General features: G+C 62.8%; 22 protein-coding genes. 9 read left to right on the forward strand and 13 right to left on the reverse strand.

The genetic code is table 11. The annotated features are described in order from the left end of the window. Window positions 1-10 precede the first annotated feature (10 nt). The 8 genes from NKH42_RS24730 to NKH42_RS24765 all read left to right on the forward strand — a co-directional run bounded on the left by NKH42_RS24730 (window position 11) and on the right by NKH42_RS24765 (window position 8,668). Window positions 11-1,264, forward strand: coding sequence for an ABC transporter substrate-binding protein (locus NKH42_RS24730; RefSeq protein WP_352506356.1), 1,254 nt, complete (start codon window positions 11-13; stop codon window positions 1,262-1,264). Window positions 1,265-1,406: 142 nt separating this feature from the next. Continuing rightward, entirely contained in the window at window positions 1,407-2,366 is a 960-nt protein-coding gene (locus NKH42_RS24735) for a carbohydrate ABC transporter permease (RefSeq protein ID WP_352506357.1), read from the forward strand. Then, on the forward strand, window positions 2,363-3,307 hold the full coding sequence (locus tag NKH42_RS24740; protein ID WP_254816905.1) for a carbohydrate ABC transporter permease: 945 nt from the start codon (window positions 2,363-2,365) through the stop codon (window positions 3,305-3,307). The genes NKH42_RS24735 and NKH42_RS24740 overlap by 4 nt, the downstream gene beginning before the upstream one ends. 4 nt (window positions 3,308-3,311) lie before the next feature. After that, window positions 3,312-4,427, forward strand: a complete 1,116-nt coding sequence (locus NKH42_RS24745; RefSeq protein WP_352506358.1) for an ABC transporter ATP-binding protein — start codon at window positions 3,312-3,314, stop codon at window positions 4,425-4,427. A gap of 5 nt (window positions 4,428-4,432) precedes the next feature. Then, on the forward strand, window positions 4,433-5,947 hold the full coding sequence (locus NKH42_RS24750) for a GMC oxidoreductase (protein WP_352506359.1): 1,515 nt from the start codon (window positions 4,433-4,435) through the stop codon (window positions 5,945-5,947). Beyond that, complete coding sequence (locus NKH42_RS24755; RefSeq protein ID WP_352506360.1) at window positions 5,944-6,705, forward strand: 3-ketoacyl-ACP reductase; 762 nt, start codon at window positions 5,944-5,946, stop codon at window positions 6,703-6,705. Before NKH42_RS24750 ends, NKH42_RS24755 begins: the two co-directional genes overlap by 4 nt. A 12-nt stretch (window positions 6,706-6,717) precedes the next feature. Further along, on the forward strand, window positions 6,718-8,346 hold the full coding sequence (locus NKH42_RS24760; RefSeq protein ID WP_352506361.1) for a GMC family oxidoreductase: 1,629 nt from the start codon (window positions 6,718-6,720) through the stop codon (window positions 8,344-8,346). A 10-nt stretch (window positions 8,347-8,356) separates the two neighbouring features. Further along, on the forward strand, window positions 8,357-8,668 hold the full coding sequence (locus NKH42_RS24765) for a Dabb family protein (RefSeq protein WP_352506362.1): 312 nt from the start codon (window positions 8,357-8,359) through the stop codon (window positions 8,666-8,668). Here NKH42_RS24765 and NKH42_RS24770 read toward each other — a convergent pair whose 3' ends face one another. The 13 genes from NKH42_RS24770 to NKH42_RS24830 form a co-directional block, all read right to left on the reverse strand. Further along, on the reverse strand, window positions 8,669-9,514 hold the full coding sequence (locus NKH42_RS24770; RefSeq protein ID WP_352506363.1) for an EamA family transporter: 846 nt from the start codon (window positions 9,512-9,514) through the stop codon (window positions 8,669-8,671). It lies immediately after the preceding gene. Between the two features lie 7 nt (window positions 9,515-9,521). After that, entirely contained in the window at window positions 9,522-10,436 is a 915-nt protein-coding gene (locus tag NKH42_RS24775; protein WP_352506364.1) for an endonuclease/exonuclease/phosphatase family protein, read from the reverse strand. An 89-nt stretch (window positions 10,437-10,525) separates the two neighbouring features. Beyond that, entirely contained in the window at window positions 10,526-12,076 is a 1,551-nt protein-coding gene (locus tag NKH42_RS24780) for a cation:proton antiporter (protein WP_352506365.1), read from the reverse strand. Window positions 12,077-12,216: 140 nt separating this feature from the next. Then, on the reverse strand, window positions 12,217-13,281 hold the full coding sequence (locus NKH42_RS24785; protein ID WP_254816897.1) for an ABC transporter ATP-binding protein: 1,065 nt from the start codon (window positions 13,279-13,281) through the stop codon (window positions 12,217-12,219). A 16-nt stretch (window positions 13,282-13,297) separates the two neighbouring features. After that, window positions 13,298-14,089: an ABC transporter permease gene (locus NKH42_RS24790; RefSeq protein WP_352478173.1), complete on the reverse strand. Its 792-nt coding sequence runs from the start codon at window positions 14,087-14,089 to the stop codon at window positions 13,298-13,300. Further along, the gene (locus NKH42_RS24795; protein WP_023675356.1) at window positions 14,086-15,000 is read right to left on the reverse strand and encodes an ABC transporter permease; all 915 of its coding nucleotides are present in this window, start codon (window positions 14,998-15,000) and stop codon (window positions 14,086-14,088) included. Before NKH42_RS24795 ends, NKH42_RS24790 begins: the two co-directional genes overlap by 4 nt. 64 nt (window positions 15,001-15,064) lie before the next feature. Further along, window positions 15,065-16,171, reverse strand: coding sequence for an ABC transporter substrate-binding protein (locus tag NKH42_RS24800; protein WP_352506366.1), 1,107 nt, complete (start codon window positions 16,169-16,171; stop codon window positions 15,065-15,067). Between the two features lie 242 nt (window positions 16,172-16,413). Then, complete coding sequence (locus tag NKH42_RS24805; protein ID WP_352506367.1) at window positions 16,414-17,586, reverse strand: iron-containing alcohol dehydrogenase; 1,173 nt, start codon at window positions 17,584-17,586, stop codon at window positions 16,414-16,416. 38 nt (window positions 17,587-17,624) lie between these two features. After that, window positions 17,625-18,110 carry a DUF2569 domain-containing protein gene (locus NKH42_RS24810; protein WP_352506368.1) on the reverse strand — a complete coding sequence of 162 codons (486 nt, stop codon included), beginning with the start codon at window positions 18,108-18,110 and terminating at the stop codon, window positions 17,625-17,627. A gap of 42 nt (window positions 18,111-18,152) precedes the next feature. Beyond that, window positions 18,153-19,541, reverse strand: coding sequence for an aldehyde dehydrogenase family protein (locus NKH42_RS24815; protein WP_352974613.1), 1,389 nt, complete (start codon window positions 19,539-19,541; stop codon window positions 18,153-18,155). 180 nt (window positions 19,542-19,721) lie between these two features. Further along, window positions 19,722-21,092: a glutamine synthetase family protein gene (locus tag NKH42_RS24820; protein WP_352752563.1), complete on the reverse strand. Its 1,371-nt coding sequence runs from the start codon at window positions 21,090-21,092 to the stop codon at window positions 19,722-19,724. Window positions 21,093-21,192: 100 nt separating this feature from the next. After that, window positions 21,193-22,755: an amino acid permease gene (locus NKH42_RS24825; protein ID WP_352752565.1), complete on the reverse strand. Its 1,563-nt coding sequence runs from the start codon at window positions 22,753-22,755 to the stop codon at window positions 21,193-21,195. A 22-nt stretch (window positions 22,756-22,777) separates the two neighbouring features. Beyond that, window positions 22,778-23,602, reverse strand: a complete 825-nt coding sequence (locus NKH42_RS24830) for an N-formylglutamate amidohydrolase (RefSeq protein WP_352752566.1) — start codon at window positions 23,600-23,602, stop codon at window positions 22,778-22,780. Window positions 23,603-23,747: 145 nt separating this feature from the next. On the opposite strand from NKH42_RS24830, the gene NKH42_RS24835 reads away from it, so the two are divergent. Continuing rightward, a complete protein-coding gene (locus NKH42_RS24835; RefSeq protein ID WP_352687995.1) occupies window positions 23,748-24,572 on the forward strand; it encodes a MurR/RpiR family transcriptional regulator in 825 nt (274 codons plus the stop codon). The last annotated feature ends 235 nt before the right edge of the window (window positions 24,573-24,807 follow it).

The following is a 24,807-nucleotide window of genomic DNA, read 5'->3' on the forward strand; positions in this document are numbered from 1 at the left end:
GAGGAAGTACATGTTGCGCAAACTGCTTATCGGGACGGGTCTCGCAGCGGGCGTTGCGTTCGCGGCCCATGCCGAGGACGTCAAGGAAGTCCAGATGCTGCATTGGTGGACGTCGGGCGGCGAAGCTGCCGCTCTGAACGTGCTCAAGCAAGATCTGGCCAAGGAAGGCTTTGCCTGGAAGGACGTGCCGGTGGCCGGCGGTGGCGGCGACGCCGCCATGACCGCGCTGAAGGCGATGGTGGCGGCCGGCAACTACCCGACCGCCTCGCAGATGCTTGGCTATACCGTGCTCGACTACGCCGCGGCCGGCGTCATGGGCGACCTGACCGAGACGGCGATAAAGGAAGGCTGGGACAAGTCCGTTCCCGCCGCCCTGCAGAAATTCTCCGTCTATGACGGCAAGTGGGTCGCGGCTCCGGTCAACGTCCACTCGGTCAACTGGCTGTGGATCAACAAGGCGGTGATGGACAAGATCGGCGGCACCGAGCCCAAGACCTTCGACGACTTCATCGCGCTGCTCGACAAGGCCAAGGCGGCGGGCGTCATCCCGCTCGCGCTGGGCGGCCAGAACTGGCAGGAAGCGACCATGTTCGACTCGGTCGTGCTGTCGACCGGCGGGCCTGAGTTCTACAAGAAGGCCTTCAACGACCTCGACGAGGAATCCCTCAAGTCCGACACGATGAAGAAGTCGTTCGACAACCTCGCCAAGCTCGTCACCTATGTCGACCCGAACTTCTCGGGCCGTGACTGGAACCTCGCCACCGCCATGGTCATCAAGGGTGATGCGCTGGTGCAGGTGATGGGTGACTGGGCCAAGGGCGAATTCAACGCCGCCAAAAAGGTCCCGGGCACCGACTTTCTCTGCTATCGCTTCCCGGGCACCGACGGCAGCGTGATCTACAACTCCGACATGTTCGGCATGTTCAAGGTTCCGGAAGACCGCAAGGCCGCCCAGATCGCTCTGGCCACCGCAACTCTGTCGAAGAGCTTCCAGTCGGCCTTCAACGTCGTCAAGGGCTCGGTCCCGGCCCGCACCGACGTGCCGGACACCGACTTCGACGCATGCGGCAAGAAGGGCATGGCCGATTTGAAGGCCGCCAATGAAGGCGGCACGCTGTTCGGCTCGCTGGCGCAAGGCTACGGCGCCCCTCCGGCGGTTGCCAACGCCTACAAGGATGTCGTCTCGAAGTTCGTCCACGGCCAGATCAAGACCTCGGACGAGGCGGTGACCCAACTGGTCAGTGCGATCGAAGACGCCAAGTAAGCACGCGCCCATGTGAACGATCTCCCCGGCGCAAGCCGGGGAGATTCCCTGCGGAGGGGTTTTGCGGTTGCGCTGACCGGCACGCTTCGTGCCGCAGAGGCCGCGACGACAGAATTCCGGACCCGCGATACGGAATGGATCGATGAGCATAGTTGCTGAAACCAGTATCACGCTGACGCCGGAGCACGGTGCCCGTCCGGGCGCTTCGGTGCGCTCGCGCCTGCAGGATGCGCTGCCGAAGCTCGTGCTGGCGCCGAGCTTCGCCGCCACCATCGTCTTCGTCTACGGCTTCATCCTGTGGACGATCTATCTGTCCTTCACCAATTCCAAGACCTTTCCCTCCTATGCGATCACCGGGCCACGCGCCTATCAGCGGCTGTGGCGCTGGACTTTCGAAAGCGATCCGCCGTCCTCCTGGTACACCTCGATCACCAATATGGGGGTTTTCGGCTTCCTCTATATTTCCATCTGCCTGGCGCTCGGCCTGTTCCTGGCGATCCTGCTTGACCAGAAGATCCGCGGCGAAGGCATGTTGCGGCCGATCTATCTCTACCCGATGGCACTGTCCTTCATCGTCACCGGCGTTGCCTGGAAATGGTTTCTCGACCCCGGCCTCGGCCTCGAGCAGACGCTGCACCAATGGGGCTGGACGAGCTTCCATTTCGACTGGATCAAGAACAAGGACTTCGTCATCTACACTGTGGTCATCGCCGGTGTCTGGCAGGCGTCAGGCTTCATCATGGCGATGTTCCTGGCCGGCCTGCGCGGCATCGACGGCGAGATCCTGAAGGCGGCGCAGATCGACGGTGCCACCACCTTCCAGCTCTACCGTCGCATCGTCATCCCGCTGCTGCGGCCGATCTTCCTGTCCGCCTTGATCGTCCTCGCGCATCTCGCCATCAAGTCCTACGATCTGGTCGTCGCGCTGACCAGCGGCGGGCCGGGCGGCTCGGCCTGGCTGCCGTCGAACTTCATGTATGAGTACACCTTCAAGCGCAACGAAATGGCCGTCGGCTCGGCCAGCGCCGTGATCATGCTGATGACTATCACCGCGATCATCGTTCCCTATCTCTATTCCGAGCTTCGGGAGAAGCCGCGATGAGCGCCATAGCCACTCCTGCTCGCCAGAGCACAGGCGGTATCAGCGCCAGGACGGTCAACCGTATCGTCATCTACGGGCTGCTGGCGCTGTTTGCGCTGTTCTATCTGATGCCGCTGTTCGTCATGCTGGTGACCTCGTTCAAGACCATGGACGAGATCCAGAACGGCAACATGCTGGCGCTGCCGCAGGCGCCGACCTTCGCCCCTTGGATAAGGGCATGGAGCGAAGTCTGCTCGGGTCTCACCTGCGTCGGCATGAAGGGTTATTTCTGGAACTCGATCAAGATGGTGGTTCCGGCGGTCATTATCTCGACCCTGCTCGGCGCGCTCAACGGCTATGTGCTGACGAAGTGGCGCTTTCGCGGGGCGACGCTGGTGTTCGGGCTGATGCTGTTTGCCTGCTTCATCCCGTTCCAGTCCGTGCTCTTGCCGATGGCAACGATCCTCGGCAGCCTCGGCCGGTTCGGTGTCAAGCTGCAGAACGCGACCGGCTTCACCTTCGGCTTCGGCAATCCAACCGTGAACCTGGTGTTCGTTCACGTCGTCTACGGCATCGGCTTCACCACCCTGTTCTTCCGCAATTATTACGAAGCGTTTCCGAACGAGCTGGTGAAGGCGGCGCAGATCGACGGCGCCAGCTTCTTCCAGATCTTCCGGCGCATCATGCTGCCCAACTCGCTGCCGATCATCGTGGTGACGGTGATCTACCAGTTCACCAACATCTGGAACGACTTCCTCTTCGCCTCCGCATATGCCGGCTCAGGCGACGTGATGCCGATGACGGTGGCGCTGAACAACGTCGTCAACACCTCGACCGGCGTCGTCGAATACAACGTCAATATGGCGGCTGCGATGATCGCCGCGCTGCCGACGCTCCTCGTCTATGTGCTCGCCGGCCGCTATTTCGTGCGCGGCCTTATGGCCGGCGCCGTCAAAGGATAATCGCATGGCTTTTCTGGAAATTGACGGGCTGAAGAAGCGTTTCGGAGCGGTCGAGATCCTGAAAGGCATCGACCTCGACCTGGAAAAGGGCGGCTTCCTCGTGCTGGTCGGGCCTTCCGGTTGCGGCAAGTCCACGCTGCTCAACACCATTGCCGGCCTGGAAACCATCACCGAAGGGGAAATCCGCGTCGACGGACGCACGATCAACGATCTTCACCCCTCCAAGCGCGACATCGCCATGGTGTTCCAGAGCTACGCGCTCTATCCGAACATGACGGTGGCCGGGAATATTGCCTTCGGTATGGAGATGCGCGGCGTGCCGGCCGGCGAGCGCCAGAAGGCGATCGACAAGGTGGCGAAGGTCCTGCAGATCGGCCATTTGCTGAAGCGCAAGCCAAGCCAGCTCTCCGGCGGCCAGCGCCAGCGCGTCGCCATGGGCCGGGCGCTGGTGCGCGATCCAAAGCTGTTCCTGTTCGACGAGCCTTTGTCCAATCTCGATGCCAAGCTGCGTGTCGACATGCGCATCGAGATCAAGCGCCTGCACGCCACCACCGGCACCACCATCGTCTACGTCACCCACGACCAGATCGAGGCGATGACGCTGGCCACCAAGATCGCGGTGATGCGCGACGGCGAGGTGCAGCAGTTCGGCACGCCAGCCGAAATCTATAACAATCCGGTCAACCTGTTTGTTGCCGACTTCATGGGCTCGCCGGCGATGAACCTGATCCCGGCGACGATCGGCAGCAACGGCAGCGGCTTCTCCGTCGTCATGGAGCGCGAGGCGCGCCAGCCGATCTCGCTGCCGCTGGGCAATGCGCCGGCCGGCCTGTCGGCATTCCAGGGAAAACCGATCATCTTCGGCGTCCGCCCGGAAGCACTGACCGATCCCGAGGGTGCCGAACGCAACGCCGCGAACATCGCCCGCGCCGACTGTCACATCGAGGTCATCGAGCCGGCCGGCTCGGATACGTTCGCGGTCACCAATCTCGGCGGCAAGGCCGTGGTGGCGCGGCTGCGCGCCGATGCCAAAATCCAGCCCGGCACGGTTACGCCGCTCGCCTTCAACCTGACTAAGGCGGTGTTCTTCGATCCGGCGACCGAGAAACGCATCGTCTAACGGCCATGACAAATCCCGACATCGTCATCATCGGCTCCGGCATAGGCGGCGCCACGATCGCCTCCGGCCTTGCCGGCGGTGGCGCCTCGATCCTGATGCTGGAGCGCGGCGAACCACTGCCAGCAACGCCGCACACACGCGACACCCACGCGATCTTCGTCGACGGCCATTATCGGCCGAAGGAGCTGTGGCTCGAGGCCGGCGGAGCGCCTTTCAACCCGGGCAATTACTACTATGTCGGCGGCAATTCGAAATTCTACGGCGCGGTGCTGATCCGCTACCGCAGGGAAGACTTTTCGGAGATGGAGCACTATGGCGGCATCTCGCCGGCCTGGCCGTTTTCCTATGAGGAATTCGAACCCTGGTATTCCAGGGCCGAGCAGCTGTTCCGCGTGCGCGGTGCACTCGGCGAAGACCCGACCGAGCCATTCCACTCGATGCCCTACCCTTTCGGGCCGATACCCGACGAGCCGCCGATCGCGCGCGCCCGCGCCGAGCTCAGGAGCCTCGGCCTGCACCCGGCATCGCTGCCGCTCGGCGTCGACATCGAAGCCTGGCTGAAAGACGGCAGCACGCCGTGGGACGCGTTTCCCAACACCGGGACCGGCAAGGTCGACGCCCAAACGGGACCGCTGGCCGCCGCCCTTACCGACCAGAAGATCAAGCTCGAGACCGGCGCCCATGTCGAATATCTCGAGGCATCGCCGGATGCGAGGACGATCATCGCCGTCCATTATCGACAGAACGGTACGCTGAAGAAAGTCGCGCCGAAGCTGGTCATCCTATCGGCCGGCGCAGTCAATTCCGCCGCCATCCTGCTGCGCTCGCCCACCCCTCAGGGCAGAGGCGGTGGCAAAGGCCTGGCCAACCGCTCCGACCAGGTCGGCCGCAACTTCATGAACCACAATTCGAGCGCCATGCTGGCGATCGATCCACGCCGCCGGAACAAATCCGTCTACCAGAAGACGCTGATGCTGAACGATTATTATCTGTCCGACGGCAAGGGCGGCAAGCCGCTCGGCAATGTCCAGCTCCTCGGCAAGATCGACGGCAACATCCTCAAGGCCAATGTCAGGCGCGCGCCCAAATTCGCGCTCGATTTCATGGCTGGCCGCGCCGTCGACTGGTATCTGATGTGCGAGGACCTGCCCGATCCCGAGAGCCGCATCATGGTCGACGGCAAGGACATCGTCATGCAGTGGCGGCGCTCCAACATGCAGTCGCTCGACGGACTGACCAAGGTGATGCGCGAGAATTTCCGCGCCTGCGGCTATCCGATCGTGCTGTCGCGGCCGTTTGACAAGCGCACGCCCTCGCATCAGTGCGGCACGGTGAAGATGGGCAACGATCCAGCGACCTCGCCGCTCGACCCGTTCTGCCGCTCCTTCGACCACAGCAATTTGTTCGTCGTCGATGCCGGCTTCCTGCCGAATTCGGCCGCCGTCAATCCGGCGCTGTCGATCGCCGCACAGGCGCTGCGCGTCGCCGATCATATCCGCAAGACGGAGCTTGCAACATGAGCCGCCCCGCAGCGATCGTCACCGGCGGCGCGCGCGGCATCGGCCTTGCTTGCGCCGAGGCGCTGGCCGATGCAGGCTTCGACATCCTCGTCTCCGACCTTGCCGACGAAGCCGCCGACGGGCTCGCCGCCGACATCACCGGGCGCGGCGCGAAATTCGCCTATGTCAGTTGCGACATCGCCGACCTCGACGGCCATGCAGCGCTGATCGAGGCCGCGACAAGCGCCTTCGGCCGCATCGACTGCCTGGTCAACAATGCCGGCATCGGCGCCGTCCTGCGCGGCGATCTGCTCGAGCTCAAGCCGGAAAATTTCGACCGGGTGCTCGGCATCAATCTGCGCGGCACGGTGTTCCTCAGCCAGCACGTCGCCAAAGCGATGCTCGGCCTGCCGAGCGATGGTGCGAGATCGATCATCACCATCACCTCGGTCAGTGCCGCCATGGCCTCGCCGGAACGTGCTGATTACTGCATCTCCAAGGCCGGGCTTTCGATGTGGGTGAAGAACCTGGCACTGCGGCTTGCCGCCGAAAACATCGCCGTGTTCGAGGTGCGCCCGGGCATCATCCGCACCGACATGACCGCCGGTGTGACCGCCAAATATGACGGGCTGATCGACGGCGGGCTGGTGCCGGCGATGCGCTGGGGCAAGAGCGAAGATATCGGTGCAGCCGTGGCAGCACTCGCCGGTGGCAAGTTCGGCTTTTCGACCGGCTCGGTCATCAATGTCGACGGCGCGCTGTCGGTGCCGAGGCTATGAACAGGTGACGCCATGACCGACTACATCATCGTCGGCGCTGGCCCGGCCGGCTGCGTACTCGCCAACCGGCTGAGCGAAGATCCGTCGCATCAGGTGCTGCTGCTCGAAGCCGGCGGCAAGGACTGGCATCCGCTGATCCACATGCCGGCCGGTTTCGCCAAGATGACCAAGGGCATCGCCGCCTGGGGCTGGTCGACGGTGCCGCAAAAGCACATGCAGGACCGTGTCTTCCGATACACGCAGGCCAAGGTGATCGGCGGCGGCTCGTCGATCAACGCGCAGATCTACACGCGCGGCAACGCCCGCGACTACGACGCCTGGGAGAAGGAAGAAGGTCTTGCCGGCTGGGGCTATCGCGACGTGCTGCCCTATTTCAAACGCGCCGAGAACAATCAGCGTTATGCCAACGATTTTCACGGCGACCAGGGCCCGCTCGGCGTGTCGAACCCGATCGCGCCGCTGCCGATCTGCGAGGCCTATTTCCGTGCCGGACAGGAGATGGGCATCCCCTTCAATCCCGACTTCAACGGGGTAGCCCAGGAGGGCGTCGGTTACTATCAGCTGACGCAGAAGGACGCGAAGCGCTCCTCCGCCTCTGTCGCCTACCTCCGGCCGATCCGCGAGCGAAAGAATCTCACCGTCAGGACCGGCGTTCTGGTGACACGCATCGTCGTCGACAAGGGCCGCGCCGTCGGCGTCGAGATCGTCGACAGGCCGGGCGGCCAGCCAACGATCCTGCGCGCCGAGCGCGAGGTGATCGTCTCGTCCGGCGCTATCGGCTCGCCGAAGCTTCTGATGCAGTCGGGCATCGGCCCGGCCGACCATCTGAAGGCGGTCGGCGTGACACCGGTGCACGATCTGCCCGGCGTCGGCTCCAACCTGCAGGATCATCTCGACCTGTTCGTCATCGCCGAATGCACCGGCGATCACACCTACGACAACTACGCCAAGCTGCACTGGACGGCTTGGGCCGGCCTGCAGTATCTGCTCCTGAAGAAAGGCCCGGTGGCTTCCAGCCTGTTCGAGACCGGCGGCTTCTGGTACGCCGATCCGACCGCCGCCTCTCCCGACATCCAGCTGCATCTCGGCCTCGGCTCCGGCATCGAGGCCGGCGTCGAGAAGCTGAACAATCCGGGCGTGACATTGAACTCGGCCTTCCTGCGTCCGCACTCGCGCGGCACGGTGCGGCTGAACAGCGCCGATCCGGCCGACCGCCCGTTGATCGATCCGAACTATTGGTCCGATCCCTATGACCGCGATATGTCGATCAAGGGGCTGAGGCTGGCGCGCGAGATCATGCGGCAGAAGGCGCTGCAGCCCTATGTGCTGCGCGAGGTATTGCCGGGACCCGACCTGCAGAGCGGCGACGAGCTGTTCGACTACGCCTGCCGCAGTTCCAAGACCGACCACCACCCGGTCGGCACGTGCCGCATGGGCCACGATGCGATGAGCGTGGTAACGCCAGATCTCAGGCTGCGCGGTATCGAGGGCCTGCGCGTCTGCGACGCCTCGGTGATGCCGCGCATCCCCTCCTCCAACACCAATGCCCCGACGATCATGGTTGGCGAAAAAGGCGCCGATCTGATCCTTGGCCGCGAGCCGCTGCCGCCGGCGGTGTTTTCCACCAACCAAGCGGCATGAGGGACAAAGAATGATCAGGCACTGTGTCTTCGTCAGATTTCGCAACGATGTCGCCGACGCCGACCGCGCGGCAATCCATGCCGATCTCGAAGCGTTGCGGGCGGTGATCGACGGCATGGGCAAGGTCGAATTCAGCGCCAATACCAGCCCGGAACCCTTCGCCCGCGGATTCACGCACGGCTTCACCATCGACTTTCGCGACGCTGCGGCACGCGATGCCTATCTGGAGCATGAAGCGCATCAGCGAGCCGGCGCAAAACTGGTCGCGGCGCTCGAAGGCGGCACCGACGGGCTGATGGTGTTTGATCTGGAGATCGCGTGACTATCCCATTCTCAGCGCAACGACGCCGGCAACGATGCTAAGCACCGCGGCACCTCGCCATGCCGTCATCTTCTCGCCGAGCGCGAACACCGAGATCATCATGGCGAACAGGATCGATGTTTCGCGCAGCGACGCCACCGAGGCGATCGGCGCCTTGGTCATCGCCCACATCACGATCCAGTAGGCGCCGCCGCTGAGCACGCCGGTATAGATTCCGGGCTTCCAGTCGCGCGCCAGCACCGGCAGCGCCTGTGGTCCGCGAAAGACGACGCATAGCACCAGCGCCCACAGCGCATCGCAGACGAACAGCCAGGCGGCATAACTCGACGCGGTGGCGGCCAGCCGCGCGCCGCTGCCGTCCGACAGCGTGTAGCTGGCGATGAAGATCGATGTGCCCAGCGCGAAGCCGACGGCGCGCAGGTTCAATTTCTCCAGATGCGCGCCGCCGCGAAACGACAGCACCAGCGTGCCCGCCGACAACAAGAGGATGCCGAGAATGGCGAGCGGCGCCGGCATCTCGGCAACCACCACAACGCCCCCCAAAGCGGCCAGCAATGGCGCGGTGCCGCGCGCCAGCGGATAGGTCTGGGCGAAATCGCCGGCCTTGTAGGCGCCGATCAGGAACGTCCTGTAGCCCATGTGGAAGACAACCGAGGCGAGGATGTATGGCCACACTTCCGGCTTCGGCACCTCGACGAAAGGCAACGTCACCAGCGCAGCGGCACCCATGCCGAGCGTCATCAGTGTGATCGACAGGAAACGGTCGAGATGGACCTTGACCAGCGCGTTCCAGATCGCATGCATGGATGCGGCGGCGAGCACCGCGAAAAAGACAAACAGGCTCATCGGCGGTTCATCCGCCGCCCGTCCCGATGACGATCGGCGTCTCCAGGTCGATATCGACCCAGAGCGGAAAATGGTCGGAAGCGATTTGGCCGATATCGGCGCTGACCGAGCGCACGCGCCCGGCAAACATGCCGCCGACGAAGCAATGGTCGAGCCGGCGCTTTGCCAGCCTGCCATCGATAGTCTTCACATGGGTGTGGAAATCCGCTGTCGGTTCCATTGCGACGGCGGCGGCATCGACAAAACCGTCGAGATAGGCGGCACCGCGATGATAGGGCGCGCTGCCGACAATGCGCCGGTACTCGGCGCTATCCGGCTCCATGTTGAAGTCGCCCAACCAGATCGCCGCTACGGGGTTTTCTGGCTCCTGTTCGCCATTGCTCCAGTTGCGCGCCGGCTCGTCGTCGGCGCCGCTCCATGGACCGCCCTCGGACGGCGCGCTGCGATGCTCGGCGAGCAAATAGTCGATCTGCTCCAGCCGCTCCTCGGCCGCGATATGCGCCAGATGCAACGACAGCACCCGCACCGGACCGGCAGGGGCGCGGATCATGCATTCGAGTGCGGCATTGCGGGTGTTGAGCGGCCGCAGCGTGCGCCTGAGCGGCAGCGTATGCAGCCGCGACCAGACGATCGGAAGCTTCGACAGAACCATGGTGCCGAATTGCCGCCGCCGGTTGACGATGTGGCCTTCACGCCGGTGGCTGGCATCCATGTCGAAGGCCGGCCCGTAGACCCAATGATAGTCGGGCAGCAATTGCGAAAGAAGTTCCGGCTGGTCGTCCTCGTTGCTGCGCAACCAGTGCCGTTCCACCTCCTGCAAGGCGACGATGTCGGCGCCGGCCACGACCTTGGCACAACGCGCCAGGTCGTAGCGGCCATCGCTGCCGAAGCCGTACTGGATGTTATAGCTGACCAGCTTCATTGCTTATCCGGCTCAGTTTCCTGCTGGCAGTAGCCGTTCGCTGACAGCCTTGCAATGTGCAGCCGGGCGGAGGGAGCTTGGGCCAGATGCTAAGTGGTCAGCGGCTGGAACCGACCGGGCGGGGATGCTGCCAGTTCCGACCAGTCGATTTCTTCCTCAAGGCGGTGGTAGGCTTCGTCGCCGATCGTCCCGTCGATGCGCAAACGCTCCAGCGCATCACGCTGGCTCTTGATGGCGTAAAGACGCAATCTGTCATACTCGGTCGCCGCCTGGGCATCCTCCGGGTTTTCGGCGATGGCGCGCTGGGCGGCATATTGCTCTCGCACCGCCCCGGCCGCGCTCGATGTCTTGCCGCTGAGCACGTCCAGCGCCGCCTGCATGATGGCGACGCGCGCCTGCGCCACCTCCCGGTCGACCGTCCGGTCGAGGTCGAGATTGAGCAGAAGCAGCAACGGTTTCAGGCTGACGCCTTGCAGCACCAATGTGCCGAGCACGACCGTGAAGGCGGCGAGCACGATCGGATCACGGCCCGGGAAGTCGGCCGGCAAGGCGAAGGCTGCCGCAAGCGTCACCAGGCCACGCATGCCGCACCAGCCGATGAGCACGCCGCCGCGCAATGTCGGTGCGTCCTTCCGCCTGTCCTCGTCGCCCAGACGTGCCAGCGCTCTGAGGATCGCGCCGCAGCCCAGCACCCAGACGAGCCGCGATACGATGACAATGGCCAGCACCGCCAGGGCAAAGACGAACGCCTCGCTTTGTCCTTGCTCGGCAAGTCGACCGACAATCGATCGCGCTTGCAGGCCCATCAGGACGAAGGCCAGGACGTTGAGCACGAACACCGCCGTCTCCCAGACCGAGTAGGAACTGACACGATTCCTTGCCGGCATGCGGCGCGGCGATGTACGGGCGATCGTCATGGCATAGACGACGATCGTGATGATGGCGGACAGCCCTATCCTGTCGGCCAGGATCCAGACGCCAAAGGTTGAGGCGAATTGCACCACGGTGCCGCTCGCCGGGTCGTCGATACGGCCGAGTATGGCGAGAGACAACCGGCCGAGCACATAGCCTGCGGCAAGGCTGCCGACCGTCGACAGCAGGATCATTGGTACGGCACTGCTCAACAGGATGGAGCCGGCGGCTGCGGAAACCGACATTCGGTAGATCAGCAGTGCCGTCGCGTCATTGAGAAGGCTCTCGCCTTCCAGGATGGCGGTGATGCGGTGCGGTACCTTGAACTGCCCGAGCACGGCCGCCGCTGCCACCGCATCGGGCGGCGCCACAATCGCGCCAAGCGCTATGGCGGCGGCGACGGGCAGGCCTGCCATCGTCCAGCCCACCAGAGCGACCGCCACCGTGGTGAAGATGACGGCGCCAAGCGCCAGCAGGATGAGCGAAACCTTGTAGCGGTTGAGATCGCGCAGCGACGTGTCGTAGGCCGCGTCGAGCAGAACCGGCGCGATGAACAGAGCGAGCGCCAGCTCCGGGTCGATCTCGATGGTCGGGGCAAACGGCAGGAAGGCGATGCCAGCGCCGGCCAGCGCCAACAATGAAGGATAGGGAATCTGCAGACGCCGCGACAGCGCGGTCAGGACGACCGCGATGAGAAGCAGGACAAGGGTGAGTTCAAAAAGCGCCATGCCTTATCGTAGCGGTGAAGCCGGGCGATTGGCACTGCAAAAACGGCAACGGCTTTGGCTGCTCGTGAATGGTGAATGGCTGCGTGTAGAGGAATTTGGCGCGTAAAGCGCATTCTCACTATTCACTATTCCCTCTTCCCCTAATGCAGCACCAGCATGTCGCCCGACGAGAACGAAATTTCGGCCTTTTCGCCGACGGCCGGCGGCGGCGTGGCCGGGCTGTTGAACGTGTCGAGCGAGACCGTGGCGCCGCCGATGCCGACGCGCACCCGGATGACCGAGCCGAGGAAATGCACTTCGGCGATTTCGCCCGAAAGGCTGGAGTCGCGGCCGGGGTGGCGCCCCAGCGAAATCGCTTCCGGACGCAGTGCCAACGACAGCGTGTCGCCGGATTTCGAGCCGTTGAGCTTGCCCTTGAGCGAAACCTCTTGCGAATTGACGCGCACCTTGCCCGAAGCCGCGTCTGTGACCGTGCCTTCAAGCACGTTCAGCGTGCCGACGAAATTGGCAACGAATTTGGTTGCCGGCCGGTTGTAGATCTCGAACGGCGTGCCTACTTGCTCGGCCTTGCCGCCATACATGACGGCAATGCGGTCGGAGATCGACAGCGCCTCTTCCTGGTCGTGGGTGACGAAGATGGTGGTGATGCCGAGCTTCTTCTGGATCGAGCGGATTTCCTCGCGCAGCGACACGCGCACCTTCGCGTCAAGCGCCGATAGCGGCTCATCGAGCAGCAACAGCTTCGGCTTCGGCGCAATTGCCCGCGCCAGCGCGATGCGCTGCTGCTGGCCGCCGGAAAGCTGGTAGGGATAGCGGTCGCCCATCTGCGGCAGCTTGATGATGTCGAGCATTTCGGCAATGCGCCTGTCGGCATCGGCCTTTGGCATGCCGGCGACCTTCAGCCCGAAGCCGATATTCTGCGCCACGGTGAGGTTCGGAAACAGCGCATAGGCCTGGAACACCATGCCGACATTGCGCTGATTGGGCTTCAGCCGGGTGATGTCCTTGCCGGCCACGACGATCTTGCCGGCGGACGGCTCTTCGAAACCAGCGACCATGCGCAGCACCGTCGTCTTGCCGCAGCCCGATGGCCCAAGGAAAGAGACGAATTCGCCCGGCTCGACGTCGAGGTTGAAATCCTGCACAACGGTGATGGGGCCGAAGGATTTTCGCACATGCTGGATTGAGAGGAAGGGCTCGGTCATGGCTTTTTCCTTCGGGTCAGTTCGGACGGTTCGCCGATCGCGGCGCGAAACGCGACAGGATCTGGATCAGCGACATGCAGCCCCAGGTGATGGCGAAGGCGATGATGGCAAGCGCCGCCGGCTCGTAGGCTCGGTTAGCGCCGACGTTCTGCAGATAGGGTCCGAAGGCAGGCCGGTTGAGCAGGCTAGCCATGGTGAATTCGCCTATCACGATGGCGAAGGTCAGGAAGGCGCCCGACAGCACCGCGATCAGCACATTGGGCAGGATGACCCGGGTGATGATCGTGCCCCAGCCGGCGCCGAGAATCTGCGCCGCCTCGGTCAGTGTCCGCACGTCGATCGTGCGAAGTCCGGTGTCGACGGCGCGATACATGTAGGGCAGTGCTAGTGTCGCATAACCGATGACCAGCAAGGCATTGGCTCCTGTCTCGCTGCCCAGGAACGGCAGCGGTGAGTTCGACCCGTACATTCTAATGTAGCCGAAGACGATGACGATGGCGGGAATGACCAGCGGCAGCAGCGTGATGAACTCGACGACGGGCCTGAGCTGCGGCATCCGCAGGCGGATCCAATAAGCGGTAGGCACCACGATCAGCACGCCGAGAATGATGGTGAAAACAGCAGCGAGTACGGAATAGCCGAAGGTCGCCTGGAAACGGGGGTCGCCAAACACGACTTTGTACGCATCGAAGGAATAGGCGCCGCGCCGCATGCGCATGGAAAATTCCACCGTCGCGATAAGCGGAATGAAGAAGTAGGCAGCGCCCAGCGCGAAGACGACCCAGGCCCAGAAACGTCCGCTCTTCATTTAAGCCACCTTTCCGAGCGCGTCCGGAACCAGATGTAGAAGACATTGGCAAGCCCGGTGATGACGATCATACCGAAGGCAATGGCATAGCCGAGATGGGCATTGTGCAGCACGTCACCGCGGATCTGCGCGTAGAGCAGGATAGGGACGATGTTAAGCGAGGAGCCGGTCAGAGCGTAAGCGGTGGCGATGGCACCGAAGGCGTTGGCGAACAAGAGGATGACGGTGCCGAGGAAGCTTGGCCAGATCACCGGAATGACGACCATACGCCAGAACTGCGCCTGGGTCGCGCCAAGCGTTGCTGCCGCTTCGCCCCATTCCTTCTTCAGCCCGTCGATCGCTGGCACGATGATCACCACCATCAGCGGGATCTGGAAATAGACATAGGTCAGTGTCAGGCCCCAGAACGACAGAATGTTGAAACCATGGGCATAAATGTTGAAGCCGACCAAGACGTTGAGCAGCACCGTGGCGAGCCCGAGCCGGCCGAGCGTCGCGAGAAAGGCGAAGGCCAGCGGCACGCCGGCAAAATTGGAGGCCACGCCGGAGAAGGTCAGTGTCGCCGAGCGTATCCATTCCGGCAGTCCGCCGCGCACGATGGCGATGGCAATGGCAAGCCCCGCGAAAGCACCGATCAGCGACGAGGCGAGGCTGACCTTGATTGAGATCCAGTAGGCGGCAACGATCGACGGCTGCGCCAAGGCCGCTATGTTTTCGAAAGTGAATTCGCCGGCATCGTTCCGGAATGCGCCCAGCATCAGATAGAGCGTGGGCAGGATCAGGAACATGATGGCGAAGATGAAGAAAGGCGCAACGCCAAGCCATTGTGTCGGCAGCCTCATACTGCGGGCGTCGGCAGGAGGCGCGGTCTTCCCGGCAACAGCGTGATCGGACAACGAGATATCGGTCATGCGCCGGCTACCGTCCTGGAGGTATGCCGGGCGGCGATCTAAGCCGCCCGGCTGATCTCAAGTCTTACTTGACGTTGGCGCCGACGACGGCATCCCAGTTCTTGGTGATGGCTTCCTTGGCCTTGCCCTGCTCGTCGAGCGTCGGGAACACCGCGGCTGCATAGGACTCGGCCGGCGGCAGCTTGGCCATCACGTCAGCCGGGAGCTTGCCATTCTTGGCGAGGTCGTTGAAGCGGATCGGGTGACAATAGCCCTTCAGCCAGCCGATCTGGCCTTCGTCGGAATAGAGATATTCCAGCCATAGCTTGGCAGCATTGGGATGCGGCGCGTAGGCGCTGATCGCCTGAACATAGACGCCGGCGACGACACCGGTCTTCGGCACGACGACGTCGACCGGCGGATTGCCCTTCAGCGTATCGCGGCCGGCAAGCGCGTTATAATCCCAGGTCACCAGGATTGGCGTCTGGCCTTGGGCAAGCGTCGCGGGCTTGCCGATGACCGGCACGAAATTGCCGGCGGCGTTGAGCTTCTTGAAGAAGTCGAGACCAGCCGTGCCGGCGGCTTCGCCGGCAGCCGCACCGCCGGAAAGGCCGGCGGCATAGACGGCCTGGATGGCCTGGTTCGAAGCGCGCGGGTCACCGGCGAGCGCCACGGTATTGGCGAATTCCGGCTTCAGCAGGTCGGCCCAGTCTGCCGGCGCTTCCTTGACCAGGTCCTTGTTCACCAGGAACGAAAGCACGCCGTAATAGTCGCCGGTCCAGAAGCCATCGGCATCTTTGGCGCTGTCCGGGATCGAGTCCCAGGTTGATACTTTATAAGCCTGGATCAGGCCATCCTTCTTTGCGGTCGGACCGAAGCTCAGGCCGACGTCGATAACGTCGGGCGCCTGCGGGCCCTTGTTGTCCTTGTTGGCCTTGATCGCCTCGACCTCGTCGCCGGAGCCGGCATCGGGGTTGAGCTCGTTGACGGTGATCCCAGGATATTTTGCCTTGAAGCCGTCGATGACCGCGCCGTAGCCGCACCAGTCATGCGGCAGCGCGATGGTGGTGAGCTGGCCTTCAGCCTTGGCTGCGGCGACCAGTTCATCCATGGACTGGGCCGACGAGATGGCAGAGGTCGCCATCAGGGCGACGGCCGAAAGGGAAAGCAGTTTTCCCGTGAATTTGAACATGTGTTCTCTCCGTTGAACTGACGCCGTTGGACGCCTGCGATGCGGTATCGTTTTCGTGTGACAGCCAGATGAAAGCTTTGTGAAAGCGATGCCCCGCAGTATGAAAAAGTAAACTCTTTTTAACCGGCTGTAGCAATCGCTTCGCGATTCTTTTTCCGGCTAACTAGTTTCGATCTTGCCTTTCATCTTTCCCCCTTTCCTTTGCCTCTTTTCCCAAGTCGATTTCCGATGCGAAAATTGTCTCAGACGGTGCCGGCGATGGCGTTTTCGAGCAGCGTCAGCGCCGCCTTTTTGGTCAGCTTGACCGGGTTGCCGCCGGCGGTCGGATCGACCACCGCCATGTCGGCGATCAGGCCCTTGCGTCTCTTGTCCATGTCGAGCCCCTTGATCAGGCTGGGCAGCGCATGCGGCACCTTGAGCTCCTTGCGCAGCTTGATGATCGCCTTGGCAAAACCGTCGAAGCCGCCCTTGATGCCGCAATAGGCGGCGAGCCGGGCTATGCGCGGCTCGATCGCCTCGCGGTTGAAGGCCAGCACATAGGGCATGAACACGGCGTTGGTCATGCCGTGGTGGGTGTCGTAGAGCGCGCCGATGGGATGCGACAGCGAATGGATGGCGCCAAGCCCTTTCTGGAAGGCGGCCGCTCCCATGGCGGCGGCGCTCATCATGTTGGCGCGGGCGACCAGATCCTTGCCGTTGGCATAGGCTTTCGGCAGGTTTTCGAAGACCAGCCTTATGCCTTCCACGGCGATGCCGTCGGCCATCGGGTGATAGCCCGGCGCGCAATAGGCTTCGAGGCAATGGGCCAGCGCATCCATGCCGCTGCCGGCGGTGATGAAGCCCGGCATGCCGACCGACAGTTCCGGATCGGCAATGACGATCGCCGGCAAAAGCTTTGGATGGAAGATGACCTTCTTGGTATGGGTCGCTTCATTGGTGATGACGCCGGCGCGACCGACCTCCGAGCCGGTGCCGGCGGTGGTCGGCACCGCGATGATCGGCGCGATCGCATCGGCATCGGCGCGCGTCCACCAGTCGCCGACATCCTCGAAATCCCAGACCGGGCGTGTCTGCCCGGCCTGGAAGGCGATCAGCTTGCCGAGGTCGAGCGCCGAGCCGCCGCCAAAGGCGATGACGCCGTCATGCTTGCCCCCCTTGAACACGGCAATGCCGGCGGTCAGGTTGGAATCGACCGGGTTCGGCTTGACCTCGGAAAACACGCCATACGGCACCTTGGCATCGTCCAGTATTTTCAGCGTCGAAGCCACCACCGGCAGTTTGGCCAGTCCCGGGTCGGTAACGAACAGCGGCCGCTTGATGCCGGTCGCCGCCAGCACCTCCGGCAGCTCCTTGATGCGTCCGGCGCCGAAGCGGACGGTCGTCGGGTAATTCCATTTGGAAACGAGTTTTGTCATTTCGACCTTCTTGACTGCTTTCGTGCTCTCGGATGTCATTAGTTCACAAAGGTATTGGCCACACGGTCTGACCGCATCATGTACGGAATCCAGATGGCTGCGGCCCAGACGGAGCGGTAAATTCCGCGCATCGTTTCTCTGTCGAACGCATCAGCCAAGGTTGGAAAGCTCTCGCGAAAAACCAGATGCGCGGCCCATGGGTCGAGGATGGCATATACCGGCATCGCGACTGCCCAAATCATGTACCAGCCCGGGAATATCTCCCAGCGCTTGAACATGAAGAACAATAACAGGACCGGGGCTGTAAGGCTTAGAACGCCTGCTGTCACCAGTTCGGCAACGAGCAGCGCACCTTGAGAAAAACTGAAGGCCTGCCAGTCGAAGCCGAGATAGTCCGTATTGTGCAGTTGTACCAACCCCAGTATCGGCGTGAGCATCAACCCGAGCATCGGCAGGACAAGCCATCCGCCGATACCCTCGGGACCCTCACCATCTGGCAAAGCCGATTTTTGTGTATCCGCCACTACTCCCCCTCAACAGCGATCGCATGCTTGTCGATCGGCACCTTAGATCACCTCGCGCAAATGGTATGATTTCGGCCTGGTCAGATTGTCGTAGCCGATGGCCGACAATGCCGCGCCCTTGCCGGTATCCTTGACGCCGGTCCAGACCAGCGCCGGATCGAGATAGTCGCAGCGGTTCATGAACACCGTGCCGGTCTCGACACGATCGCCGATCGCCGCCGCATGCTCAATGTCGCGCGTCCAGATCGAGGCCGTCAGCCCATAGGGGCTGTCGTTCATCAGCGCGATCGCTTCCTCGTCGTTGCGCACCTTCATGATGCCGACGATCGGGCCAAAGCTTTCCTCGCGCATAACGCTCATCTGGTGGTCGACCTGGGTCAGCACTTCCGGCGTCAGATAGGGGGAACCTTGCCTGTCGTTGGCCACCTTCATGTTGATGTGTGCCCTGGCGCCCTTGCGCAACGCCTCGGCCTTCTGCTCGCGGATCAGGTCGGCGAAGCGCGCCTGCGCCATCGGCCCCATGGTGGTCGCCTGGTCGAGCGGATTGCCGACGACGTAGTTCCTGGTCTCGGCAATGAAGCCCTCGACGAATTCATCGTAGACCTTCTCGTGGACATAGACGCGCTCGATGCCGCAGCAGCACTGGCCGGAATTGTAGAAGGCGCCGTCGACCAGATTGGCAACCGCATGGTCCATCTTTGCGTCCGGCAGCACATAGGCCGGATCCTTGCCGCCGAGTTCGAGGCCGAGCGTCGTGAAGGTGCCCGCGGCGGCCTTTTCAATGGCGCGGCCGCCGGCGACCGAGCCGGTGAAGTTGACATGGTCGATCTTGCCGGAGCCGAGCAGCCTTTCGGTCTGCGCGTGGTTCATGACAAGGTTCTGGAACAGGCCCTTGGGCAGGCCTGCTGTGTCAAACGCCTGCTGAAAACGTTCGCCGACCAGCAGCGTCTGCGCCGCGTGCTTGAGGATGACGGCGCTTCCGGCCATCAGCGCCGGGACGATGGTGTTGACGGCGGTGAGATAGGGATAGTTCCAAGGCGCGATCACCATGACCACGCCGAGTGGCACCTTCTTCACATAACGGCGAAAGCCGTCCTTCGGGTTGGAGGCCATGACCGGCTTCAAGGCCGCCTCGGCGATCTCGACCATGTAGCTGACACGTTCCCTGACGCCGCCGAACTCGCCGCCATAGCGCACCGGGCGGCCCATCTGCCAGGCGATCTCCGGCACGATCTCGCCGGTCATGGCGACCAGCGCTTCCAGCATGGCAAGCATGTATTTGCCGCGCTCGACGACCGGCGTCTCAGCCCACTTCTCCTGCGCCGCCTTGGCACGTTCGGCCGCGGCACCGATCGACTGGTCGGTGGCAAGAGGCCGTTCGGCATAGATCGAACCGTCGACGGGGGATTTTATCTTGACCGTTTCGGTCATGCTTTGGGTCCTCGCATTCTACAATAATGTCGTTGGTTAGCGCCGCCCCTCATCCGCCTGCCGGCACCTTCTCCCGTATACTGACGGGGAGAAGGGACAAGCTCAGCGCCGGGCCCCCTCTCCCCCGTTCTTCACGGGAGAGGCTGAGGGTGAGGAGCGGCGCCAACGTTGCCAGATTATTCAATACCGCTCGAACCCCCTGTGCAGTTCCCAGTCCGTAATCCGGCGGTCGTACTCGAACTGTTCCCAGTGTGCCGTGTGGACGTAATGTTCCAGCACATCGTCGCCGAGCGCCTGCCTCAGCATTTTCGATTCCGCCAGCGTCGCGGTGGCGTCGCGCAATGTCTTTGGAATTTCAGGCAGCTGCGAGGCCTGGTAGGCATCACCGACGAAGGGCTTCTGCAGTTCAAGCTTTTCATCGATGCCGGCAAGCCCGGCCGCGATCAGCGCGGCGAAAGCCAGATAGGGGTTCAAATCGGCGCCGCCGATGCGGCATTCCATGCGGATGCCCTTGGTGCCCTCGCCGCAAAGACGGAAGCCGGCAGTGCGGTTGTCTTCGCTCCACATGATCTTGGTCGGCGCAAAGGTGCCGGCCTGGAAGCGCTTGTAGGAGTTGATGTAGGGCGCCAGGAACCAGGTGAATTCCTTGGCATATTTGAGCTGGCCGGCCGCCCATTGCTGGCCGAGCGTCGACAGCGTCCACTCGGCATTTTTGTCGTAGAACAACGGCGTCTTGCCGTCGGCGCTCCACAGCGAATTATGGACGTGGCTGGAATTGCCGGCGAGCCCGTAATTGTACTTGGCCATGAACGAGATCGCCTTGCCTTCGGACTCGGCGATTTCCTTGGCGCCGTTCTTCAGGATGACGTGGCGGTCGGCCATGTCGAGCGCCTCGGCATAGCGCACGTTGATCTCCTCCTGGCCGGGACCCCACTCGCCCTTCGAATTCTCGATCGGGATGCTGGCCGCCTCCATCTCGTTGCGCAGCCGGCGCATGACGCCTTCTTCCTTGGTGGTGATGCCGATCTGGTAGTCGCCGATGTAGGGCGATGCCGTCTCGAGGCCCTGCCAGTGCTTCCTACGGGCGGAATCGTAGGTTTCGCTGAACAGATAGAATTCGAGCTCGGAAGCGAAATAGCCGATATAGCCGCGATCCTGCAGCCGCTTGACCTGCTTCTTCAGCATGGCGCGCGGCGAATGCGCTAGGTCGTCATGGGTATGGTGGTCGAGCACGTCGCAGATCACCAGCGCCGTCTTTTCCAGCCACGGAACGCGCCGCAGCGTCGCAAGGTCCGGCTTCATGACGAAATCGCCATAGCCCTTCGACCAGCTCGCCGCCTTGTAGCCGGGCACCGGTTCCATATCGATGTCTGCGGCCAAGAGATAGTTGCAGCCATGCGTCTCGTCATGCGCGGAATCGACGAAATAGCGGGCCAGGAACCGCTTTCCCGCGAGCCGCCCCTGCATGTCGACGATGCAGGCCAGCACCGTGTCGACCTCGCCGCTGGAGACCGCTTGCTTCAACTGATCGAAGGAGAAATTTCCGGCCATTCCTTTGGCACTCCAGCGCTTGTCGTTTCGGGCTTGTCACTTTGAAAAGGAAACGGAAAGCCATGGCCGGCATGATGCCGGCCATGGTCATGAGAGGGCGTCAGGCGCCGGCTTCGCCTATGGCTAGCTCGGCTGCCTTGATCGCCGCCTGGCGCTTTGCGATCTGGTCTCCAATGGGCGGACCCTGGAAGCGGCGGTTCTCGAAACCGAACCAAAGCACCGCAGTCAGCACAATGAAGCCCAGGGTGATATAGAGCACTTTGTCGTTCGGCGGCTGGATGGCGATGTAGAAGATGATCGCCATGCCGATGACCGACAGGATGCAAAACAGCTTGAACAGGCCGGCGCCGAGATTCCATGGGCCGGGGTTCGGCCATTTCTCCGTTCCGAAAGCCATCATGCCGAGCACGATCGGAATGATGAAGGACAGAAACAGGAACACCAATGTCGAATTGACGACGATGGTATAGATGTTCGTGCCGCCGACCGAGATGAACTGGGCAAGAAAGACATAGATGACCTCGAGCACAGCAGCCGTCCAAATCGCATTGACCGGCGTGCGCCAGGTCGGGCTGACCTTGGCTAGCGAGGCCGAGCCGACCGGCATGCCGCCGTCACGCGAAAAGGCGAAAAGCATGCGCGAGGCAGAGGTGACCGTTGCCAGACCGCAGAGGAACTGCGCGATCAGGATGCCCAGATAGAGCAGTGTCTTCAGCCACGCCGGCAAGATTGCGTCCATCGTGGCGAAGAACACGCCCCAGCCCTGCTTGGCGCCGGCCGCCAGATCCGGAATCGCCAGTACGATCGCGCACAGCATCACCCAGCCGATCAGCGACGACCAGAGTACGGACGAAACGATTGCCCGCGGAACCGAGTGGGCCGCCCTCAACGTTTCTTCCGAAGTATGCGCCGACGCGTCATAGCCAGTGATGGTGTAAACCGGCAGCAGCAGGCAGAGCAGGAAGAGATACGTCATGGAATCGGACTGCGGGAAAACACCGCCCCCCGCATCGCCCGAATAGTTCGTGAACGTCCACAGCCGCGTGATGTCGATCGCTGGCGCAAACACCAGGCAAGCGACGATCAGCACGGCTGTCGTTGCCAGGATCAGGAAGCCGGAGGCGTCCGTCAGCATAGCCGTCAACCTGATGCCGAAATGATTGAGCAGCGCCTGCAACACCGTGATGAAGGCGACAAACCCGACGATCTCACCAGGCGTGCCGGTCATGCCGAAGGCTGCGCCGAAAGTGCCGACGAAAAAGAAAGCCGTGCCGATGTTGATCGCACCGAGCACGGTGATCAGGCCGAGCAGGTTGAGCCATGCGGTCAGCCAGCCAGTGAAACGGTTCCCCAGAATAGATGCCCAGTGATAGAGGCCGCCCGCGGTCGGAAATGCAGAGGCGATCTGGGCCATGGCGAGCGCGAAAAGTCCCGAAACCATGCAGCCGACGATCCAGCCGATACCAGCGCCCGCGCCACCGATGGACGATGTCGCTTGCGCGAAGGAATTGATGCCGCCTGAGAGAATGCAGATGATCGAGAACGAGATCGCGAAATTCGAGAAGCGGCTCATGCTTCGAGAAAGTTCCTGAGCATAGCCCATTCCATGGAGAACTTTCAGGTCCTCCTTCTTATCAACTTCAGTGTAACCCGGTGCTACCATTTTGAAGTCCCCTTTTGGTTTCTTAGCTGGCCGATTGAACTGACTTTCCGACTGCGCTTGGTCTGGGGCCATTGGCCGCCTCGGGCTCCAGATTGAGAAAAATGCCGGTGAGCAGATCCGCCCATTTCCGCTGCCCGGCCGCGCCGGAGATCTCGTCGTTGCGGATTTCGATCATCGCGCAAGGCAGCCCGCGCGAGCGCGCATGGCGTTCCAGCGTGAAATAGACCCGGTCGGCCGGCGAATAGGGTTCGTTGACGCCGACGGTGACGCCGGCAAGCCGCTGCAGCGCCGCGATCAGCGGCGCCGCCAGCCGGCGGTCCTCGTCATGGATGATGCCGATGTGCCAGGGCCGGCTTTTGCCTTTGTAGAGCGGCGTGAAGGAATGGATCGAGACCAGCCTGGTCTCCCGCCCGGCCGCCAGGCGCTCGTCGACGATCGTTGCGATCCGCTCGTGAAACGGTCGCCACGCCAGCGCGATGCGCGCCTGCCGCTGATCGGCCGAAAGCCCCTGATTGGCCGGGACCACGGTTTTTTCGCTGGCGCTGACCGTCACTATCAGGTCCGGCGCGTCGAGCGGCCGGTTGCAGTCGATGACGAGCCGCGAGATGCAGGTCTCGACCAGCGTCGCATCGAGTGCCTCGGCCATGCGGCGCGCCACCGGCAAGGCGCCGGGATCCCAGGCGATGTGGCGGGAAAGCTCCTCGGCGGCAAGTCCGAGCGTTCCGAATTCCGGCGGCAGGAAATTGGAGGCGTGGTCGCAGGTCAGCACGAAAGGGCTCAATCCGCCGGGGTTCGTCACCCTTACGGTTTCAGGCGATGCAAGGCTGGCGGGCCGTGCTGTCTCCATTGTCTGCCGTCCCCGGGGAGCGCTGTACCGTATGTTACGTATTTTGCCTCATTGCGTCCCTATGGATGATTTCATACAGTTTGGCCGGCTTTGTCAAACGCGATTTCGATAATGCGGTAACGGCCCGGCCAGGGTGGGGAAAAACATGGTTTCCAGCATTGCCGAACTGATCTCCGACCGCATCGGCACCATGCCGGCCGGCGAGCGGCGCGCAGCGCAAACGCTGATCGCCAGCTATCCGCTGATCGGGCTGAAGACGGTCGCCGAATTCTCGGCTGCCGCCGGCGTATCGTCGCCGACGATCCTGCGTTTCGTCGCCCGGCTCGGCTTCCAGAACTATCCGGAATTCCAGTCGGCGCTGCAAGACGAACTGGCGGCGCAATTGCAGTCGCCGGCCTCGCGCACGCTCAATCCGCCATCGCAGGGCAGCGCCGTCTCGCCGATGCTGGAGGCGACGCTCGACAATATGCGCGAGACATTCCGGCATCTCTCGGACAAGCAGCTTGCCGACATCGTCGCCAAGCTTGCCGACCGGCGCGGCAAGACATTCCTGATCGGCGGCCGCTTCACCGACCCGCTGGCGCGCTACATGGCGGCCCACCTTGCTATCATCAAACCTAACGTCTTCCATCTCGCCGGCCAGGAAAGCGTCTGGCGCGACCGGCTGATCGACATGGGCAAGCGCGACGTGCTGGTGATCTTCGACATCAGGCGCTATCAGGACAGCCTCGTCCGCTTTGCCGAGACCGCCAACCAGCGCGGCGTGCAGATCGTGCTGTTTACCGACCAGTGGCTGTCGCCGATCGCCCGCTTTGCCCGCCATGTCATCGCCGGGCGCACCGCCGTGCCTTCGGCCTGGGACTCATCCGCCGCCCTTTTCGTCGTTGCCGAAGCGCTGATCGGCGCCGTCACAAGGCAGCTCGAGGCCGACGGCGCCAAACGCATCCGCGAGCTGGAAAGCCTGCGGTAGCGCAGGCTTTTGGAAAAGCACGCTCCTGGCCGCGCCTAGTCAACCAAAAAACTGACCATCTGCAGGATCAGGATCAGCAACAAAACGCCAAAGGCAGACGCCAAAACAGCTGCCAGCAGGACGATGCGTTGTTTCTTACCCACAGCTCCCCCGGGGAAGCATAGCTCCCGTCCACGACGACGAATGTCAGTCCTGCCCTATCGCTCAACCACCGTCCCACGTCATCAAGACCCGC

Source organism: Mesorhizobium sp. M1142 (genome assembly GCF_040318565.1).
In the GTDB taxonomy this organism is placed as follows: domain Bacteria; phylum Pseudomonadota; class Alphaproteobacteria; order Rhizobiales; family Rhizobiaceae; genus Mesorhizobium.

Bases quoted from the DNA above. Each gene is read 5' to 3' on its own strand.
- NKH42_RS24755 (WP_352506360.1), top strand. From the start codon at position 5,944: ATGAGCCGCCCCGCAGCGATCGTCACCGGCGGCGCGCGCGGCATCGGC.
- NKH42_RS24740 (WP_254816905.1), top strand. From the start codon at position 2,363: ATGAGCGCCATAGCCACTCCTGCTCGCCAGAGCACAGGCGGTATCAGC.
- NKH42_RS24830 (WP_352752566.1), bottom strand. From the start codon at position 23,602: ATGGAGACAGCACGGCCCGCCAGCCTTGCATCGCCTGAAACCGTAAGG.
- NKH42_RS24800 (WP_352506366.1), bottom strand. From the start codon at position 16,171: ATGTTCAAATTCACGGGAAAACTGCTTTCCCTTTCGGCCGTCGCCCTG.
- NKH42_RS24750 (WP_352506359.1), top strand. From the start codon at position 4,433: ATGACAAATCCCGACATCGTCATCATCGGCTCCGGCATAGGCGGCGCC.
- NKH42_RS24785 (WP_254816897.1), bottom strand. From the start codon at position 13,281: ATGACCGAGCCCTTCCTCTCAATCCAGCATGTGCGAAAATCCTTCGGC.
- NKH42_RS24730 (WP_352506356.1), top strand. From the start codon at position 11: ATGTTGCGCAAACTGCTTATCGGGACGGGTCTCGCAGCGGGCGTTGCG.
- NKH42_RS24790 (WP_352478173.1), bottom strand. From the start codon at position 14,089: ATGAAGAGCGGACGTTTCTGGGCCTGGGTCGTCTTCGCGCTGGGCGCT.
- NKH42_RS24815 (WP_352974613.1), bottom strand. From the start codon at position 19,541: ATGACCGAAACGGTCAAGATAAAATCCCCCGTCGACGGTTCGATCTAT.
- NKH42_RS24825 (WP_352752565.1), bottom strand. From the start codon at position 22,755: ATGGTAGCACCGGGTTACACTGAAGTTGATAAGAAGGAGGACCTGAAA.
- NKH42_RS24760 (WP_352506361.1), top strand. From the start codon at position 6,718: ATGACCGACTACATCATCGTCGGCGCTGGCCCGGCCGGCTGCGTACTC.
- NKH42_RS24745 (WP_352506358.1), top strand. From the start codon at position 3,312: ATGGCTTTTCTGGAAATTGACGGGCTGAAGAAGCGTTTCGGAGCGGTC.
- NKH42_RS24775 (WP_352506364.1), bottom strand. From the start codon at position 10,436: ATGAAGCTGGTCAGCTATAACATCCAGTACGGCTTCGGCAGCGATGGC.
- NKH42_RS24820 (WP_352752563.1), bottom strand. From the start codon at position 21,092: ATGGCCGGAAATTTCTCCTTCGATCAGTTGAAGCAAGCGGTCTCCAGC.
- NKH42_RS24770 (WP_352506363.1), bottom strand. From the start codon at position 9,514: ATGAGCCTGTTTGTCTTTTTCGCGGTGCTCGCCGCCGCATCCATGCAT.
- NKH42_RS24765 (WP_352506362.1), top strand. From the start codon at position 8,357: ATGATCAGGCACTGTGTCTTCGTCAGATTTCGCAACGATGTCGCCGAC.
- NKH42_RS24805 (WP_352506367.1), bottom strand. From the start codon at position 17,586: ATGACAAAACTCGTTTCCAAATGGAATTACCCGACGACCGTCCGCTTC.
- NKH42_RS24780 (WP_352506365.1), bottom strand. From the start codon at position 12,076: ATGGCGCTTTTTGAACTCACCCTTGTCCTGCTTCTCATCGCGGTCGTC.
- NKH42_RS24735 (WP_352506357.1), top strand. From the start codon at position 1,407: ATGAGCATAGTTGCTGAAACCAGTATCACGCTGACGCCGGAGCACGGT.
- NKH42_RS24835 (WP_352687995.1), top strand. From the start codon at position 23,748: ATGGTTTCCAGCATTGCCGAACTGATCTCCGACCGCATCGGCACCATG.
- NKH42_RS24795 (WP_023675356.1), bottom strand. From the start codon at position 15,000: ATGACCGATATCTCGTTGTCCGATCACGCTGTTGCCGGGAAGACCGCG.